General features: G+C 39.7%; 14 protein-coding genes and 1 pseudogene. 14 read left to right on the forward strand and 1 reads right to left on the reverse strand.

Features of this window, described 5'->3' with window-relative positions; translation table 11 throughout:
• The first annotated feature begins 488 nt into the window (after positions 1–488).
• Genes BAZSYMA_RS00610 through nuoN form a run of 14 tightly spaced genes read left to right on the forward strand, consistent with a single transcriptional unit; the run spans position 489 to position 14718 of the window.
• Positions 489–845, forward strand: coding sequence for an NADH-quinone oxidoreductase subunit A (locus tag BAZSYMA_RS00610; protein WP_090714490.1), 357 nt, complete (start codon positions 489–491; stop codon positions 843–845).
• Positions 846–893: 48 nt separating this feature from the next.
• Positions 894–1373 carry a NuoB/complex I 20 kDa subunit family protein gene (locus BAZSYMA_RS00615; protein WP_090714494.1) on the forward strand — a complete coding sequence of 160 codons (480 nt, stop codon included), beginning with the start codon at positions 894–896 and terminating at the stop codon, positions 1371–1373.
• The gene (locus tag BAZSYMA_RS00620) at positions 1373–1987 is read left to right on the forward strand and encodes an NADH-quinone oxidoreductase subunit C (RefSeq protein ID WP_090714497.1); all 615 of its coding nucleotides are present in this window, start codon (positions 1373–1375) and stop codon (positions 1985–1987) included. The genes BAZSYMA_RS00615 and BAZSYMA_RS00620 overlap by 1 nt, the downstream gene beginning before the upstream one ends.
• A gap of 10 nt (positions 1988–1997) precedes the next feature.
• A complete protein-coding gene (locus BAZSYMA_RS00625) occupies positions 1998–3251 on the forward strand; it encodes an NADH-quinone oxidoreductase subunit D (RefSeq protein ID WP_090714499.1) in 1254 nt (417 codons plus the stop codon).
• A gap of 5 nt (positions 3252–3256) precedes the next feature.
• A complete protein-coding gene (gene nuoE, locus BAZSYMA_RS00630) occupies positions 3257–3730 on the forward strand; it encodes an NADH-quinone oxidoreductase subunit NuoE (protein ID WP_090714502.1) in 474 nt (157 codons plus the stop codon).
• Positions 3727–4998 (forward strand): NADH-quinone oxidoreductase subunit NuoF, encoded by a 1272-nt coding sequence (nuoF, locus tag BAZSYMA_RS00635; protein ID WP_090714505.1) that lies wholly within the window; start codon positions 3727–3729, stop codon positions 4996–4998. The genes nuoE and nuoF overlap by 4 nt, the downstream gene beginning before the upstream one ends.
• The gene (gene nuoG / locus BAZSYMA_RS00640) at positions 4999–7251 is read left to right on the forward strand and encodes an NADH-quinone oxidoreductase subunit NuoG (RefSeq protein WP_090714507.1); all 2253 of its coding nucleotides are present in this window, start codon (positions 4999–5001) and stop codon (positions 7249–7251) included.
• Entirely contained in the window at positions 7248–8312 is a 1065-nt protein-coding gene (gene nuoH / locus BAZSYMA_RS00645; RefSeq protein ID WP_195910026.1) for an NADH-quinone oxidoreductase subunit NuoH, read from the forward strand. Before nuoG ends, nuoH begins: the two co-directional genes overlap by 4 nt.
• A 26-nt stretch (positions 8313–8338) precedes the next feature.
• Positions 8339–8833, forward strand: coding sequence for an NADH-quinone oxidoreductase subunit NuoI (nuoI, locus tag BAZSYMA_RS00650; protein ID WP_090714513.1), 495 nt, complete (start codon positions 8339–8341; stop codon positions 8831–8833).
• Between the two features lie 3 nt (positions 8834–8836).
• On the forward strand, positions 8837–9448 hold the full coding sequence (locus tag BAZSYMA_RS00655; protein WP_090714524.1) for an NADH-quinone oxidoreductase subunit J: 612 nt from the start codon (positions 8837–8839) through the stop codon (positions 9446–9448).
• Positions 9448–9753 carry an NADH-quinone oxidoreductase subunit NuoK gene (gene nuoK / locus BAZSYMA_RS00660; RefSeq protein WP_090714515.1) on the forward strand — a complete coding sequence of 102 codons (306 nt, stop codon included), beginning with the start codon at positions 9448–9450 and terminating at the stop codon, positions 9751–9753. Before BAZSYMA_RS00655 ends, nuoK begins: the two co-directional genes overlap by 1 nt.
• Before the next feature lie 13 nt (positions 9754–9766).
• Entirely contained in the window at positions 9767–11728 is a 1962-nt protein-coding gene (nuoL, locus tag BAZSYMA_RS00665) for an NADH-quinone oxidoreductase subunit L (protein WP_090714517.1), read from the forward strand.
• Positions 11729–11743: 15 nt separating this feature from the next.
• Positions 11744–13249, forward strand: a complete 1506-nt coding sequence (locus tag BAZSYMA_RS00670) for an NADH-quinone oxidoreductase subunit M (RefSeq protein ID WP_090714520.1) — start codon at positions 11744–11746, stop codon at positions 13247–13249.
• A 14-nt stretch (positions 13250–13263) separates the two neighbouring features.
• Positions 13264–14718, forward strand: coding sequence for an NADH-quinone oxidoreductase subunit NuoN (gene nuoN / locus BAZSYMA_RS00675; RefSeq protein ID WP_090714522.1), 1455 nt, complete (start codon positions 13264–13266; stop codon positions 14716–14718).
• 23 nt (positions 14719–14741) lie between these two features.
• On the opposite strand, the pseudogene BAZSYMA_RS10600 reads toward nuoN, so the two are convergent.
• Positions 14742–15023 (reverse strand): annotated as a pseudogene (locus tag BAZSYMA_RS10600) (transposase); the annotation flags it as partial.
• Positions 15024–15029: the final 6 nt, after the last annotated feature.

Raw genomic sequence — 15029 nt, forward strand, 5'->3', positions numbered from 1 at the left:
CACTAATGCGTCAAATATTACCCCTTGAATTTGCCAATAAAAGAGCAAAGTATGTGCGCAATCGCCTCTATGCTATCGCCGCTAAAGTACTTCAACATGGCAGACAGGCAGACAAGTGATTGTTAAGTGCCAAGCACAATATTATGACTTACTTACTCAGGTGCTAAACAACATCAAAACGTTTAAGCCGTTGCTATCTTGATTTAAACGAACAACAAAATAAGCTCTGCCTAAACAAAGGAGGCTTAAGCACACCTAAAAAACCTAAACGATCCAAAATATCGGATAGTTTGTGCTGATCTTATTAAATTGGGGGTATTGTCTGTATTTTTATGGATGCAAGACTTGAATGGGGTGGTTTTTAGGATTTTGATTGGTATTTTTGGGTTGGGTGGTTCTATTTTTGGATTTGGGTGTCATATTTGACCACCGAGGTGACAATAAATTGTCTATAATGCTTGATATGTCATATAATGAGAGATAATTGAGTGTTAGAAAACTATCTACCCATTGTAGTTTTTATTTTGTTAGGAATTGCCTTTGGTGTTGTTCCAATGTTAATTGGCTATGCACTAGGTCCAAGCAAACCAGATGAAGAGAAGAACTCTCAGTTTGAGTGTGGTTTTCCTCCTTTTGACGACTCGCGTATGTATTTCAATGTGCGTTATTATTTGGTTGCAATTTTATTTATTTTATTTGATTTGGAAGTTGCTTTCGTGTTTCCATGGGCAGTGGTTCAATCTCAACTGGGCTGGTTTGGCTTTATTGGAATGAGTATATTTTTATCTTTATTGGTCGTAGGTTTCATTTTCGAATGGAAGAAGGGGGCGCTAGAATGGGAATAAGATTTGTGTTAAGCTTGTCACGCACTCAGTTTAAATTCAAGGGTAATTATGGCAATTGAAGGCTTAATGAAAGAAGGATTTGTAACCACATCGCTTGATAAGATAATCAATTGGGCGAGAACAGGTTCATTGTGGCCAATGACTTTTGGCTTGGCTTGTTGTGCGGTAGAGATGATGGAAGCAGGTTCTTCGCGTTATGACCTTGACCGTTTTGGTGTCGTTTTTAGACCAACACCACGCCAATCTGATTTGATGATTGTAGCGGGTACACTGACGAATAAGATGGCGCCAGCACTTAGGAAAGTTTATGACCAAATGCCTGAGCCTCGCTGGGTGATTTCAATGGGTTCTTGTGCAAATGGCGGTGGTTATTATCATTATTCTTATGCCGTGGTGCGTGGTTGTGATCGCATTGTGCCAGTGGATGTGTATGTACCTGGTTGTCCGCCAACGGCAGAGGCGCTACTCTACGGTATTTTGCAATTACAAGATAAAATTCGTCGTACCAACACTATTGCGAGAACCTAATGCAAGACTTAAAAGAACAACTTATTGAAGAATTTGGCGAAGGCAATATTATTGATGCATTTGGCGAATTGACTTTAACAGTTGATGTTAGTGATATTATCAAGTCTTGCTTGAAACTCAGAGATACTTTCTTGTTTGATACTTTGGTTGATTTGTGTGGCGTGGATTATTTGACTTATGGGCAATCTGATTGGGATGCTAATGCCAGTTCTTCGGGTTTTGGCAGAGGTCGTGAGGCGTGTGGTGGTGAAGATAGGCATGAAAAACGCTTTGCTGTGGCTTATCATTTATTGTCGGTGAATAAGAATTACCGACTGCGTGTAAAGGCATTTGTTGACGAAGCACAACCGATGATTGAAACCGTTACAGGTATTTGGGCGGCAGCGGATTGGTATGAACGAGAAGCTTTTGATTTGTTTGGTATTTTGTTTGAAAACCATACAGATTTGCGCCGTATTTTGACCGACTATGGTTTTGTTGGTCATCCATTACGCAAGGATTTCCCGATGATTGGTGAAGTGGAAATGCGTTATGATGAAGAACTGGGTAGAGTGGTTTATGAGCCGGTGAGTATTGAGCCAAATGTTAATGTACCAAAAGTAATTAGGGAATAAGGTTTATAAAATGGCAGAGATTCGTAACTATACACTTAACTTTGGTCCGCAGCATCCTGCGGCGCATGGTGTTTTGCGTCTTATCTTGGAAATTGATGGTGAAGTCATTGAGCGCGCTGACCCACATATTGGATTACTCCATCGCGGCACTGAAAAACTCGTAGAGTCCAAGCCTTATAATCAATCTATTGGTTATATGGATAGATTAGATTATGTTTCTATGATGTGTAATGAGCATGCTTATGTTAGAGCAATCGAAACCATGCTTGCGTTAGAAGTGCCTGAACGCGCTCAATATATTCGTGTCATGTTTGACGAAATCACTCGCATCCTTAATCATTTAATGTGGCTGGGTACACACGGGCTTGATGTGGGCGCTATGAGTATTTTCTTGTACGCTTTTCGTGAACGAGAAAAGTTAATTGATTGCTATGAGGCGGTATCAGGCTCACGAATGCATGCGACTTATTATCGCCCAGGGGGTGTGTATCGTGATTTGCCTGAGAAGATGCCACAATATTTAAAAAATGATTTCCGCAAACCTAAAGAATTAGAGGCGATGAACAAAAATCGCCAAGGTTCGTTATTAGACTTTATTGATGACTTTGTCAAAGAATTCCCAAAAAACATTAAACAATATGATGACTTATTGACAGACAACCGTATTTGGAAACAACGCTTGGTAAACATTGGCATTGTTTCTGCTAGTCGTGCCAAACAATTAGGTTTTACTGGGCCTATGCTCAGAGGCTCTGGTGTGGCGTGGGATTTGAGGAAAAATCAGCCATATGCGGTTTATGATAAATTAGAATTCGATATTCCAGTCGGTGCTACAGGTGACAGCTATGACCGTTACTTGGTGCGTATGGAAGAAATGCGTCAATCCAATCGCATTATCAAGCAATGCGTTGATTGGTTGAGAGAAAATCCAGGCTCAGTGATGAGCAACGATAAGAAAGTAGCGCCGCCAAAACGCACTGAGATGAAAGATGATATGGAGTCACTCATTCATCATTTTAAACTGTTTACTGAGGGTTATTGTTTGCCAGAAGGCGAAGTTTATTGTGCCATTGAGCATCCTAAGGGTGAATTTGGTATTTATTTAATTTCTGATGGTGCAAACAAACCTTATCGTGTGAAGATACGCGCCCCAGGGTTTGTGCATTTAGCAGCAATGGATGAGATGGCAAAAGGGCATATGTTGTCTGATGTGGTGACCATTATTGGGACACAGGATATTGTTTTTGGCGAGATTGACAGGTAAAAATTATGATTTCGAATAAAGCAAAAAAACAAATTGATACTTGGATACAAAAATATCCAAAAGGGCGACAAAGTTCTGCAGTGATGGAGGCGTTGAAGATTGTACAGGCAGAAAATGAGAACAGCTTGAGTGCTGAGGCTATTGCTGAGGTGGCTGATTATTTAGACATGTCAAGCATTGCAGCGGCCGAAGTCGCAACATTTTATGAGAACTATAATCATAAACCAGTAGGCAAACACACCATTCGCATTTGTCACAATATTTCATGCATGCTAAATGGTGCGGACGATTTGGTGTTTTATTTAGAGAAGAAGCTTGGTGTGAAAACGGGTCAAGTAACAAAAAATGGTTTGCTTAATGTGAAAAAAGTTGAGTGCTTAGGTGCTTGCGTTGGTGCACCAATGTTTCAGATTGGTGATACTTATTACGAAAATCTAACCGAGAAAAAAATTGATGACATTGTGGACAAACTCAAATGAATGAAGTTTGCTTCAAGAATCTAGATAAGAAAAACTGCCATTCGCTTGAAGTGTACGAGAAAAGTGGCGGTTATAAGATTTGGCGTAAAATCTTAAAAGGCAAAATCACACCTGAAGAAATTATTGGTGAATTAAAGGCATCTGGTCTGCGTGGTCGAGGTGGTGCGGGGTTCCCTACTGGATTGAAGTGGAGTTTCATGCCTCGCCAGTCTGATGTGCAAAAATATGTGGTGTGTAATTCTGACGAAGGTGAGCCAGGTACCTGTAAAGACAGAGATATTCTTAGGTATAACCCGCATGCGGTGATTGAAGGTATGGCAATTGGCGGTTTTGTGATGAATGCAAGTGTGGGTTATAACTATATCCGTGGTGAGTTCATGGAGCCGTTCAAGCGTTTTGAAGGTGCGTTGAAAGAGGCTTATAAAGCAGGATTGCTAGGCAAAGATATTGAGAACAGTGGTGTGAGTTTTGACCTGTACGCACATTTAGGTGCTGGCGCTTATATTTGCGGTGAAGAAACCGCATTGTTAGAATCACTTGAAGGCAAAAAAGGCCAGCCAAGGTTTAAGCCACCATTCCCTGCAAATGTAGGGCTGTTTGGTCAGCCGACCACCATTAACAACACTGAGAGTTTTGCTTCTGTGCCTGATATTTTGGCACAAGGTGGACAATGGTTTGCCGATATTGGTGTGGAAAATTCTGGCGGTTGTAAATTATTTTCAGTGACGGGCCATGTGCAAAATCCAGCGAATTTTGAAGTGCCAATGGGTACACCGTTTAAAGATTTGCTTAAAATGGCAGGCGGACTACGCAAAGGGCGAAAATTAAAAGCCGTGATTCCAGGCGGATCATCAACCCCAGTATTGACTGCAGAAGCAGCAATGGCAATGACGATGGATTATGACGGGATTGAGGCTGCTGGCTCAATGTTGGGTGCAGGTTCAGTGATTGTAATGGATGACTCAACTTGTATGGTCGGGGCATTGACGCGACTTGCACACTTTTATTACGATGAGTCCTGTGGTCAATGTACGCCGTGTCGTGAAGGCACAGGTTGGTTGTATCGTGTGTTAAAGCGTATTATGGGCGGTGATGGAAAACCTGAGGACATTGATTTACTGTTGAGTGTTCAGGACAAAATTATGGGCAATACAATCTGTGCGCTTGGTGATGCAGCAGCAATGCCAGTGGAGAGTTTTTTGCGATGTTTTCGTGAGGAGTTTGAATACTATATTGAGCATGGTGAGAGCATGGTGAAAGGATACTAGATGGCTGATATTGAAATTGAAATTGATGGTAATGTAGTCAAAGCCAAAGCAGGTGAGATGCTAATCGCTGTTACTGACAGAGAAGGCATCAGTGTGCCAAGATTTTGTTATCACAAGAAATTATCGATAGCAGCAAATTGTCGTATGTGTTTGGTAGATGTTGAAGGTGCGCCAAAGCCACAACCTGCATGTTCTACGCCGATTAACGAAGGCATGAAAGTCCACACCCAAAATGAGAAAGCCAAGGCTTCACAGAAAGCAGTCATGGAGTTTTTACTTATTAATCATCCCTTAGATTGTCCGATTTGTGACCAAGGTGGTGAGTGTGAATTACAAGATGTGGCAATGAGCTATGGCTCAGATGTCTCGCGCTTTACGGAAGGCAAGCGTATTGTTGCCAACAGCGATATTGGTGCATTAATTCATACCGATATGACGCGCTGTATTCATTGCACCCGTTGTGTGCGTTTTGGTAGTGAGATTGGCGGCATTATGGAAATGGGCGGTACGGGTCGTGGTGAAGATTTGAAGATTGAGCCATTCTTGAAAGAAGGTATTACCTCAGAGTTATCAGGTAATATGATTGATGTTTGCCCAGTGGGCGCATTAACTTCTAAGCCATTCCGTTACGAACTAAGAACATGGCAGATGCATTCTGTGGCAAATATTGCGAGACACGACTTGGTGGGTTCTAATATTTTCACGCAAACATACAAAGGCAAAGTTAAGCGAATTGTTGCTAGAGATAATGACAGCGTGAATGAGACGTGGATTTCTGACAGAGACCGTTTTTCTTATGAAGGTTTGGCACATGAAAATAGATTGCTTAAGCCGCAAATTAAGATGGATGGACAATGGAAAGAAGTAGAATGGGATAAGGCATTAGAGTTTGCAGTGCGTGGTTTGGTTGATAATGCATTGAATACAGGTGGTGGCAATAAACTTGGTGCATTAACTTCAAATACGGCAACGCTTGAAGAATTTCATTTATTGCAAAAAATGTTAAGAGAAGTAGGTTCTGAAAATATAGACTATCGTCTTAATGTTAAAGATTTAGACAATGTGATTAACTTAGAATCCACTATTAAATTAGTAGAATTAGAAAAGGTTGACCACAGCTTGATTATTGGCGCTAATCTGCGTTTAGAGCAGCCAATGATCAATCATCGTTTGCGTAAGGCAGCCTTAGCAGGTGCAAGTATTGATGTGATTAATGCCATGTCGTTTGATTTTAATTATCGCACCAATAGTGAAAATATTGTTTCACCAGGTCAAACAGTGGCAATATTGGCAGAGGTATTGAAATCAATCTTAGAGCGTTCTTGTGCTGAGATTCCAAAATATCTAGGTAAAGTTAAAATAGGTGATGTGGCGAAGTGTATCGCAGATGAGTTGTTAGAGTCAAATAATTCAGTGATTATTTTAGGTGAACATGCAATTAACAACCCACAAGCTGCCAGCATTGCAAAATTAATTAGTGAGATTGCACAACAAACGGGTTCTACAACGCTAAATGTTAGTGCAACCTCAAATTCAATGGCGGCTGAAATGGTAAATTTTGTTCCAGGTCAAGGCGGCTTGAATGCAAATGCAATGTTAGCAGCAGACTTGGGTGCTTATATTTTGTTAGATGTTTATCCGCAGTATGATTTTCATAATTCTGTACAAGCGATTAAATCATTAGATAATAAAAATACTTTTGTTGTTTCAATGAATAGCTTTAGAGATAAAGAGGTTGCGCGATATTCAGATGTAATGTTGCCAATTGCAAGTTTCTATGAGACCTCAGGCTCGCATATAAATATTGAAGGTGTTATGCAATCATTTGCAGCAGCAGTCAGTGCACCAAGTGAGTCTAAGTCAGCTTGGAAAGTGTTAAAAGTATTGGCAGATTTGTTAGAATTGTCAGGCTTTCACTATGCGAACTCTGAGCAAATTACCGGTGAAATTTCAAATCAAAGCCATAAGCAAAAAATAGACAATAAAGAAATTAATATTACGGCAAAGCGAGGCGTGAGTGTCATTTGGCAGAAATCACCTTATGCAATTGATGTGTTATCAAGACATGCAACTGCACTGCAAGCGACAAAGATTGGTCAAATGCACAACGCATTAATGAATAAAGCCACCGCGAAGAAGGAAGGTATCAAAGAAGGCGGACAATATCTAGGCGTGCCAGTTATTATTACTGAAAAAGTAGCTAATAATTGCATCTTTGTTCATGCAAACCAGTCAACTGGAGATAAATCATGACAGAATTTTGGCAGTGGATATATGAATTGTTCCCTTGGTTTGATGGTGTATTCGCTAGTATTGTTATTATTCTAATTAAGGCGATGGCTTTGGTGGCGCCACTAATGTTGGTGGTGGCTTACTTTACTTATGCAGAACGAAAAGTGATTGGCTATATGCAGTTGCGTATCGGGCCTAACCGTGTTGGTCCAAAAGGTTGGTTGCAACCGATTGCAGATGCTTTTAAGTTGATGACTAAGGAAATTATTTTTCCAAGTAAGGCAAATATTTATCTATTCTTGTTAGCGCCTGTATTGGCCATTGCGCCTGCGATTGCTATTTGGGCGGTAGTTCCCTTTGATGAAGGCATGTATGTTGCTAACTTAGATATTAGTTTGTTATATGTTTTGGCAATTGGCTCAGTAGGCGTTTACGGCATTATCTTAGCAGGTTGGGCATCAAACTCTAAGTATCCATTGTTAGGTGCATTGCGTAGTGCATCGTTGTTGGTTTCTTATGAAATCGTTATTGGTTTTGCTTTGGTAACGGTGGTGATGATTGCAGGTAGTGTTAACCTTAACGATATTGTAATGGCACAAAAAGGTGGGGTGTTAAATTGGTACTTTATTCCATTGTTCCCAATGATGATTATCTTCTTTATCTCTGCTTTGGTGGAGACTAACCGCGCACCTTTTGATGTGGTAGAGGGAGAATCTGAGATTGTGGGCGGTACGCATGTTGAATATTCAGGTATGACTTTTGCAGTATTTTTCTTGGCAGAGTATGCCAATATGATTTTTATGGCAGTGTTGGCGGTGATACTGTTTTTTGGCGGTTGGCACTCTCCGTTTGGAGGGATTGCTTATTTAGGGGCAGGATTTTCTTGGGTACCGGGCATTATTTGGTTATTAGCAAAATCAACCTTTTTTATGTTTCTGTATTTATGGATTCGTGCGACTTTTCCGCGTTTTCGTTATGACCAGATTATGCGCTTATCTTGGAAAGTATTTCTGCCATGGACTATTGTTTGGATTTTTGTTGTAGCATTAATGACGCAATTTAAAATAGGGCCTTGGTTTTGAAAAGCCTTTCTTGGAAATAATTTACTATGATATTTGACATTAAAAAATTAATTAAAGATTTTAGCCTTAGTGAGTTACGCAGTGGTATGAAAATCACTGCCAAAGAACTCGTTAACAAAAAAATTACGGTGCAATTTCCAGAGGAAAGAACACCGATTTCACCGCGTTTTAGAGGTTTGCATGCCTTGCGTCGTTATCCAAATGGCGAAGAGCGTTGCATTGCTTGTAAACTGTGCGAAGCGGTTTGTCCGGCAAATGCGATTACCATTGAATCTGAAATGCGTGAAGACGGCTCGCGTCGTACCACGCAGTATGATATTGATTTATTCAAGTGTATTTTTTGTGGTTTTTGTGAAGAAGCTTGCCCCGTTGACGCAATTGTTGAAACGCAAATTTTTGATTATGTATTTATTGATTCAAGGCAAGGTAGTATTATGACCAAAGAGCGCTTATTGAAAGTTGGTGATAATAACGAAAAAGCCATTAGTGAAGCTAGAGCAGAAGATGCAAAATACAGGTAAATGATGAATTCTGAACAAATAATTTTTTATATATTTTCATTTTGGTTTATTGCCAGTTCGTTGGCAATGATTTTCTCGCGTAATGCAGCGAAAGCTGTGCTATTTTTAATTTTGGCATTTTTCTCCGCAGCAAGTATTTGGCTTTTACTTGAGGCAGAATTTTTAGCAATTACTTTGATTTTGGTTTATGTTGGCGCAGTCATGGTATTGTTCTTGTTTGTTATTAAAATGTTGAATATTGATAAATCTACTTTGCGTGCAAAGTTTGCTGGTTATCTGCCACTTGGTTTGTTGGTGGCAGCTATCATTGTTACTGAAATGGCAATGGTATTGGGTTATAACCAGTTTGGTTTGGGTGTGATGGCAGCACCAGCAAGACACGGCGCAGACTATAGCAATATTACCGTTTTGGCATTACAACTTTATACTGACTATATTTATTCATTTGAATTGGCGGCAGTACTGTTATTAATTGCGATTATTGCAGCAATTACCTTGGTGCACCGTAAAGAAGTTAATCGCAAAGGTCAATCAATTTCAGAGCAGGTTAAAGTTCAAGCAAAAGACAGAGTGCGTTTGGTTTCAATTACCCCAAAAAACAAGGAGAATAAATAATGATTAGTTTGAGTGATTATTTAATTCTAAGCGCCATTATTTTTTGTATTGGCTTGGTCGGTATTTTTGTTAATCGAACCAATATCATCACCTTGTTGATGTGTGTTGAGCTGATTTTGGTAGCGGTAAATACTAATTTTATTGCTTTTTCTTATTTCTTGGGCAATGAAGCAGGGCAGATCTTTGTCTTCTTTATCTTGACGGTAGCAGCAGCAGAAGTTGCAATTGGATTAGCGATTCTAACTTTATTGTTTAGAATTAGAGGCTCTATCAGTGTTGATGTCACTAACAGTTTAAAAGGATAAATTAGAGTAAGTTATGGAAAAAATTTATTTAACAATTGCACTTTCACCTTTACTAGGCGCCATTATTGCAGGATTTTTTGGTCGCACATTGGGTCGACATGTCACGCATACGATTACGATTTTGGGTGTATTGGTTTCTACTGTGCTTGCGTTAGTGGTGTTTGATTATCATGTATTGGAGCAAGGCGCGGTTTTTAATCAAAATCTCTACACTTGGATGCAAATTGGTGGGCTCAATATTAGCGTTGGCTTTTTGGTAGATAATTTAACTTCTGTGATGTTGGTAGTGGTGTCATTTGTCTCTTTAATGGTGCATATCTACACTATTGGATACATGAGCCATGACAAGGATTACACCAAGTTCTTTAGTTATATCTCACTATTTACTTTTTCGATGTTTATGTTGGTGATGAGCAACAACTTTATGCAGTTGTTCTTCGGTTGGGAGGCGGTGGGCTTAGTTTCTTATCTACTGATTGGCTTTTGGCACCATAAAGAAAGTGCTGTTGAGGCCAATCTCAAGGCCTTTTTAGTTAATCGTGTGGGTGATTTTGGTTTCTTATTGGGTATTGGCTTGGTGTTAGCGTTTAGTGGCTCACTTGACTATGCAGAGGTATTTGTCAGTCTTGATAACACATTCAATCAGACACTTTGGGGTACGGATTTAATCACTGTAATTTGTTTGTTGTTGTTCGTTGGTGCTATGGGAAAATCAGCACAAGTACCTCTCCATGTTTGGCTACCAGGTTCAATGGAAGGTCCAACGCCAATCTCAGCACTTATTCACGCAGCAACTATGGTGACTGCAGGCATCTTTATGGTGTCGCGTATGTCGCCGATGTTTGAGATGAGTGATGTAGCGCTTACAGTAGTGATGATAGTGGGTGCAATCACAGCCTTATTTATGGGCTTGCTTGGTATCGTGCAAAATGATATTAAGAAAGTGGTTGCATATTCAACTCTATCGCAGTTGGGTTATATGACAGTTGCTTTAGGTGTGAGTGCTTATTCAGTGGCAATTTTTCACTTGATGACACACGCATTCTTTAAGGCGTTGTTATTTTTAGGTGCAGGCTCGGTGATTGTTGCTATGCATCACGAGCAAGATATTCGTAAAATGGGTGGTTTAAAAAAATACATGCCAATTACTTACTGGACGGCTTTGATTGGCACACTAGCACTCATTGGCTTCCCTGGATTTTCTGGTTTTTATTCAAAAGATATGATTATTGAGGCGGTACACTTCTCTCAATTACCTTATGCTGATTGGGTTTATTATGCAGTAGTTGCCGGTGTATTTATTACCGCATTCTATTCATTTAGAATGTTTTTCTTGGTATTCCACGGCAAGTCGCGCGTTAAACACGAAACTACCAAACACTTACATGAGTCACCATTGTCAATCACCTTTCCATTGATAATGTTGGCAATTCCTTCGGCTGTTATTGGCTACTTAACCATTGAACCCATGTTATTTAAGGGTTGGCTGGATGAGGCTATTACCGTTACATCAAATCATATGTCTGTGGCTGAGCTAAAACAACAATTCCACGGCGCATTAGGAATGATTTCTCATGCGCTACAAACCGTACCATTCTGGATGATGATTGGCGGTATCGTGGCTGCTTGGGTATTCTCATTGTATAGAACGCAGTGGGCTATTTGGGTGCGCTTGACTTTTAAGCGCACTAACTATGTATTGGAATCGTTATATGGTTTTGATCGTTTTAATGAAATTGTATTCGTTAATGGTATTAAAAAATTGGGGCATATTTTATGGAAAGTATCTGACTCTACAATAATTGATTCAATGATAGTTAATGGTAGCGCTAGATTCGTTGGCTTTGTTAGTTCTGTGATTCGTCCAATTCAAACGGGCTATGTTTATCATTATGCTTTCTTTATGATTTTTAGTTTATTAGTTATCTTAACTTGGGCGCTATTTATGGGCGACAAGCCATTACTTGAGATTTGAGGTTTTTATATAATTATGCAAAATATTCTACTTAGTTTATTAATTTGGTTGCCAATTTTAGGTGGCGGGCTGGTTATTGTGTTGGGCAATGAACGAGCGACTACGGCTCGTTGGATGAGTTTGGCCATTGCTATTTTAGTATTTTTCATGTCACTTAGTCTATGGACGGGCTTTGACTCATCAACACACCTTATGCAATTTGTTGAAAAGAGTGCTTGGATTACACAATTCAATATTAATTATCATATAGGCGTTGACGGTATTTCTATGCCGTTGATTATTCTAACAACTTTTTCAACTGTTTTAGTGATTGGGGCAGGTTGGGAAGTCATTCAAAAACGACCGGCACATTATATGGCAGCTTTCTTAATGATGGAAGGCTTGATTGTTGGTGTATTTTCAGCACTTGATGGGATTTTGTTCTACACTTTTTGGGAAGCATCATTGATTCCAATGCTACTCATTGTGGGCATTTGGGGGGGTGATAATCGTATTTATGCGGCGATTAAGTTCTTCTTATACACTTTTTTAGGTTCAGTATTTATGCTGATATCACTTATTTATATGTACAACAAAAGTGGCTCATTCTCAATTCTAGAATGGCATAATCTTAGTTTAACAGCAACAGAGCAAGCGTGGATTTTCTGGGCGTTCTTTATGGCATTTGCTGTTAAAGTGCCGATGTTTCCTGTGCATACTTGGTTGCCTGATGCACATGTTCAAGCACCAACGGGTGGTTCTGTCATACTGGCAGCGATTATGTTGAAAATGGGTGGTTATGGTTTTTTCCGTTTCTCGCTACCAATTACGCCTGATGCCTCTTTGCAATTCTCAGATGTGGTGATTGTTTTATCGCTTATTGCAGTGGTTTATATTGGTTTTGTTGCTTTGGTGCAAAGGGATATGAAAAAACTAATCGCTTATTCTTCAATTTCACATATGGGTTTTGTAACGCTAGGCGTATTTGCTTTATTCTTAGCTTACGACTCACAGGCGCCAGAAGGTGCCTTCCTTGGTCTAGAAGGTGCAATGGTGCAAATGATTTCACATGGCTTTATCTCGGCTGCGATGTTCCTAGTGGTTGGTGTTTTGTATGACCGCTTGCATTCAAGAGAAATTTCAACCTATGGTGGTGTGATTAACTCTATGCCGAAGTTTACGGGTTTTGCGGTGTTATTTGCAATGGCAAATGCAGGGTTGCCAGGCACCTCAGGTTTTGTGGGTGAATTTATGGTAATTTTGGGTGCTGTGCAAGCCAACATTTGGTATGCGGTATTAGCCACCACCACGCTAATCGTGGGTGCAGCTTATACATTATGGATGGTTAAGCGTGTATTTTGGGGTGTTGTTACCAATCCAGCTGTAGAAACACTTAACGATATTAACGGCCGTGAATTCTCTATTTTAGCAATATTAGCGCTTGCTGTGCTAGTGGTAGGGTTATATCCGCAGCCAATGATTGAAGTCATGCACACTTCAATTGAGCATTTGCTCAATCAAGCATTAACGTCTAAATTGTAAGAGGAGTTTAAATAATGATAAATACTGTCCAATTTGACACAGCTTCATTAATGGTAGCCTTGCCAGAAATATTTTTATTGAGTGCAATTGTTGTGGTTTTGTTATTAGACTTATTTTTAACCAAACCATTCAAGCAGGTAGCTTACTACTTAACGCAGTTAAGTTTACTAATCACAGGTATATTGTCGTTTAATCTCATTGGGCAGCCAGAGACAATCATTTTTGGGTATTCATTTGTCTTGGACGACTTGGCGTCAGTATTTAAAGTCTTTATGATGGCAGCAGCGATGGTGGCAATGGTTTATTCGCGTCATTATTTAATACAACATTCTTTATTTAAGGGCGAGTATTTTGTTTTGGTTATGTTGTCAATACTGGGTATGATGGTTATGGTTTCAGGCTACAGTTTGCTAACTTTGTATCTGGGTTTAGAGATTTTATCCTTATCGCTTTACACACTCATCGCTATTGCACGAAATAGAGCCGGTGCGATTGAAGCAGCACTTAAATACTTTGTCTTGGGTGCGATTGCCTCGGGTTTATTGCTTTATGGCATGAGCATGGTTTACGGTATCAGTGGCAGTCTTAATATTGCTGAGATTGCCACCTTTGCCAATAGCACAGTATTAGCTTCAAGAGAGATACTGGTGCTTAATTTTGGCTTGGTATTTTTAGTAATTGGTATTGCTTTTAAGCTAGGTGCGGTGCCATTCCATATGTGGGTGCCAGATGTCTATCAAGGCTCACCAACTTCAGTCACACTATTTATTTCAACGGTGCCAAAGATTGCTGCAGTTGCAATGTTGGTGCGCTTACTGGTTGATGGGCTAGGATCAATGCAGCCTTATTGGTCGGATTTATTTATGGTGCTGGCGATTTTATCTATTGCCATTGGCTCTATCGTGGCACTGATGCAAACCAATATTAAGCGAATGTTGGCATATTCAACCATTTCACATGTTGGTTATGTTCTACTGGGTTTTGTGACTGGCGTGATTACAGGTTATAGTTCAGCAGTTTTTTATATTTTGGCTTATGTGTTGATGAGTTTAGCCGCATTTGGTATTATTATCTTGCTCAATAAAAAGGGCTTTGAAGCTGATTTGATTAGCGACTACAAAGGGCTAAGCAAGCACTCACCTTGGTTTGCGCTTATGATGTTAATGATTATGTTGTCAATGGCAGGTGTGCCACCATTTATCGGCTTCTATGCAAAATTATTCGTCTTACAACAAGTGATATCCAGCGGCATGATCACGGTAGCAATCATTGCCGTTGTATTTGCTGTTATTAGCGCTTATTACTACCTGCAAATTATTAAATCAATGTATTTTGAAGAGGGTGATAAAGAAACAACAGTCAACGCACCAATGGATATGAAGTTGGTTTTATCAATTAATGCCGTATTAATCTTAGTTGTTGGGTTGTTCCCGGACTTTTGGATGAAATTAGCATTATCTTTGTTTTAGTTTGAATTAATTCAAGGGCGAATTCAACCCATAAGTGCAACACTTCCATTTAAAAAATAGTCTTTGCCAGTCATCTTAGCAAAGACCTCAAATGGGGTCTTATACCCCAAGCATTTTCTAGATCTATTATTCATTAAATCTGTTGCCCTAAATGCTTCTTTCTCACTCACATTATCCAAAGCCATTCGCTTAGGGAAGAATTGCCTTAACAGTCCATTGTGATTCTCGTTTAAGCCCCTTTCCCAACTATAATACGGCTTGGCAAAGTAAGTGTTACAGTCAAGATTTTCTGCTAGCTTTTCATGCTAACT

The sequence above is a fragment of the Bathymodiolus azoricus thioautotrophic gill symbiont genome (assembly GCF_001298715.1).
Classification (GTDB): domain Bacteria; phylum Pseudomonadota; class Gammaproteobacteria; order PS1; family Pseudothioglobaceae; genus Thiodubiliella.

Bases quoted from the DNA above. Each gene is read 5' to 3' on its own strand.
- BAZSYMA_RS00615 (WP_090714494.1), top strand. From the start codon at position 894: ATGGCAATTGAAGGCTTAATGAAAGAAGGATTTGTAACCACATCGCTT.
- BAZSYMA_RS00620 (WP_090714497.1), top strand. From the start codon at position 1,373: ATGCAAGACTTAAAAGAACAACTTATTGAAGAATTTGGCGAAGGCAAT.
- BAZSYMA_RS00625 (WP_090714499.1), top strand. From the start codon at position 1,998: ATGGCAGAGATTCGTAACTATACACTTAACTTTGGTCCGCAGCATCCT.
- nuoE (WP_090714502.1), top strand. From the start codon at position 3,257: ATGATTTCGAATAAAGCAAAAAAACAAATTGATACTTGGATACAAAAA.
- nuoF (WP_090714505.1), top strand. From the start codon at position 3,727: ATGAATGAAGTTTGCTTCAAGAATCTAGATAAGAAAAACTGCCATTCG.
- nuoG (WP_090714507.1), top strand. From the start codon at position 4,999: ATGGCTGATATTGAAATTGAAATTGATGGTAATGTAGTCAAAGCCAAA.
- nuoH (WP_195910026.1), top strand. From the start codon at position 7,248: ATGACAGAATTTTGGCAGTGGATATATGAATTGTTCCCTTGGTTTGAT.
- nuoI (WP_090714513.1), top strand. From the start codon at position 8,339: ATGATATTTGACATTAAAAAATTAATTAAAGATTTTAGCCTTAGTGAG.
- BAZSYMA_RS00655 (WP_090714524.1), top strand. From the start codon at position 8,837: ATGAATTCTGAACAAATAATTTTTTATATATTTTCATTTTGGTTTATT.
- nuoK (WP_090714515.1), top strand. From the start codon at position 9,448: ATGATTAGTTTGAGTGATTATTTAATTCTAAGCGCCATTATTTTTTGT.
- nuoL (WP_090714517.1), top strand. From the start codon at position 9,767: ATGGAAAAAATTTATTTAACAATTGCACTTTCACCTTTACTAGGCGCC.
- BAZSYMA_RS00670 (WP_090714520.1), top strand. From the start codon at position 11,744: ATGCAAAATATTCTACTTAGTTTATTAATTTGGTTGCCAATTTTAGGT.
- nuoN (WP_090714522.1), top strand. From the start codon at position 13,264: ATGATAAATACTGTCCAATTTGACACAGCTTCATTAATGGTAGCCTTG.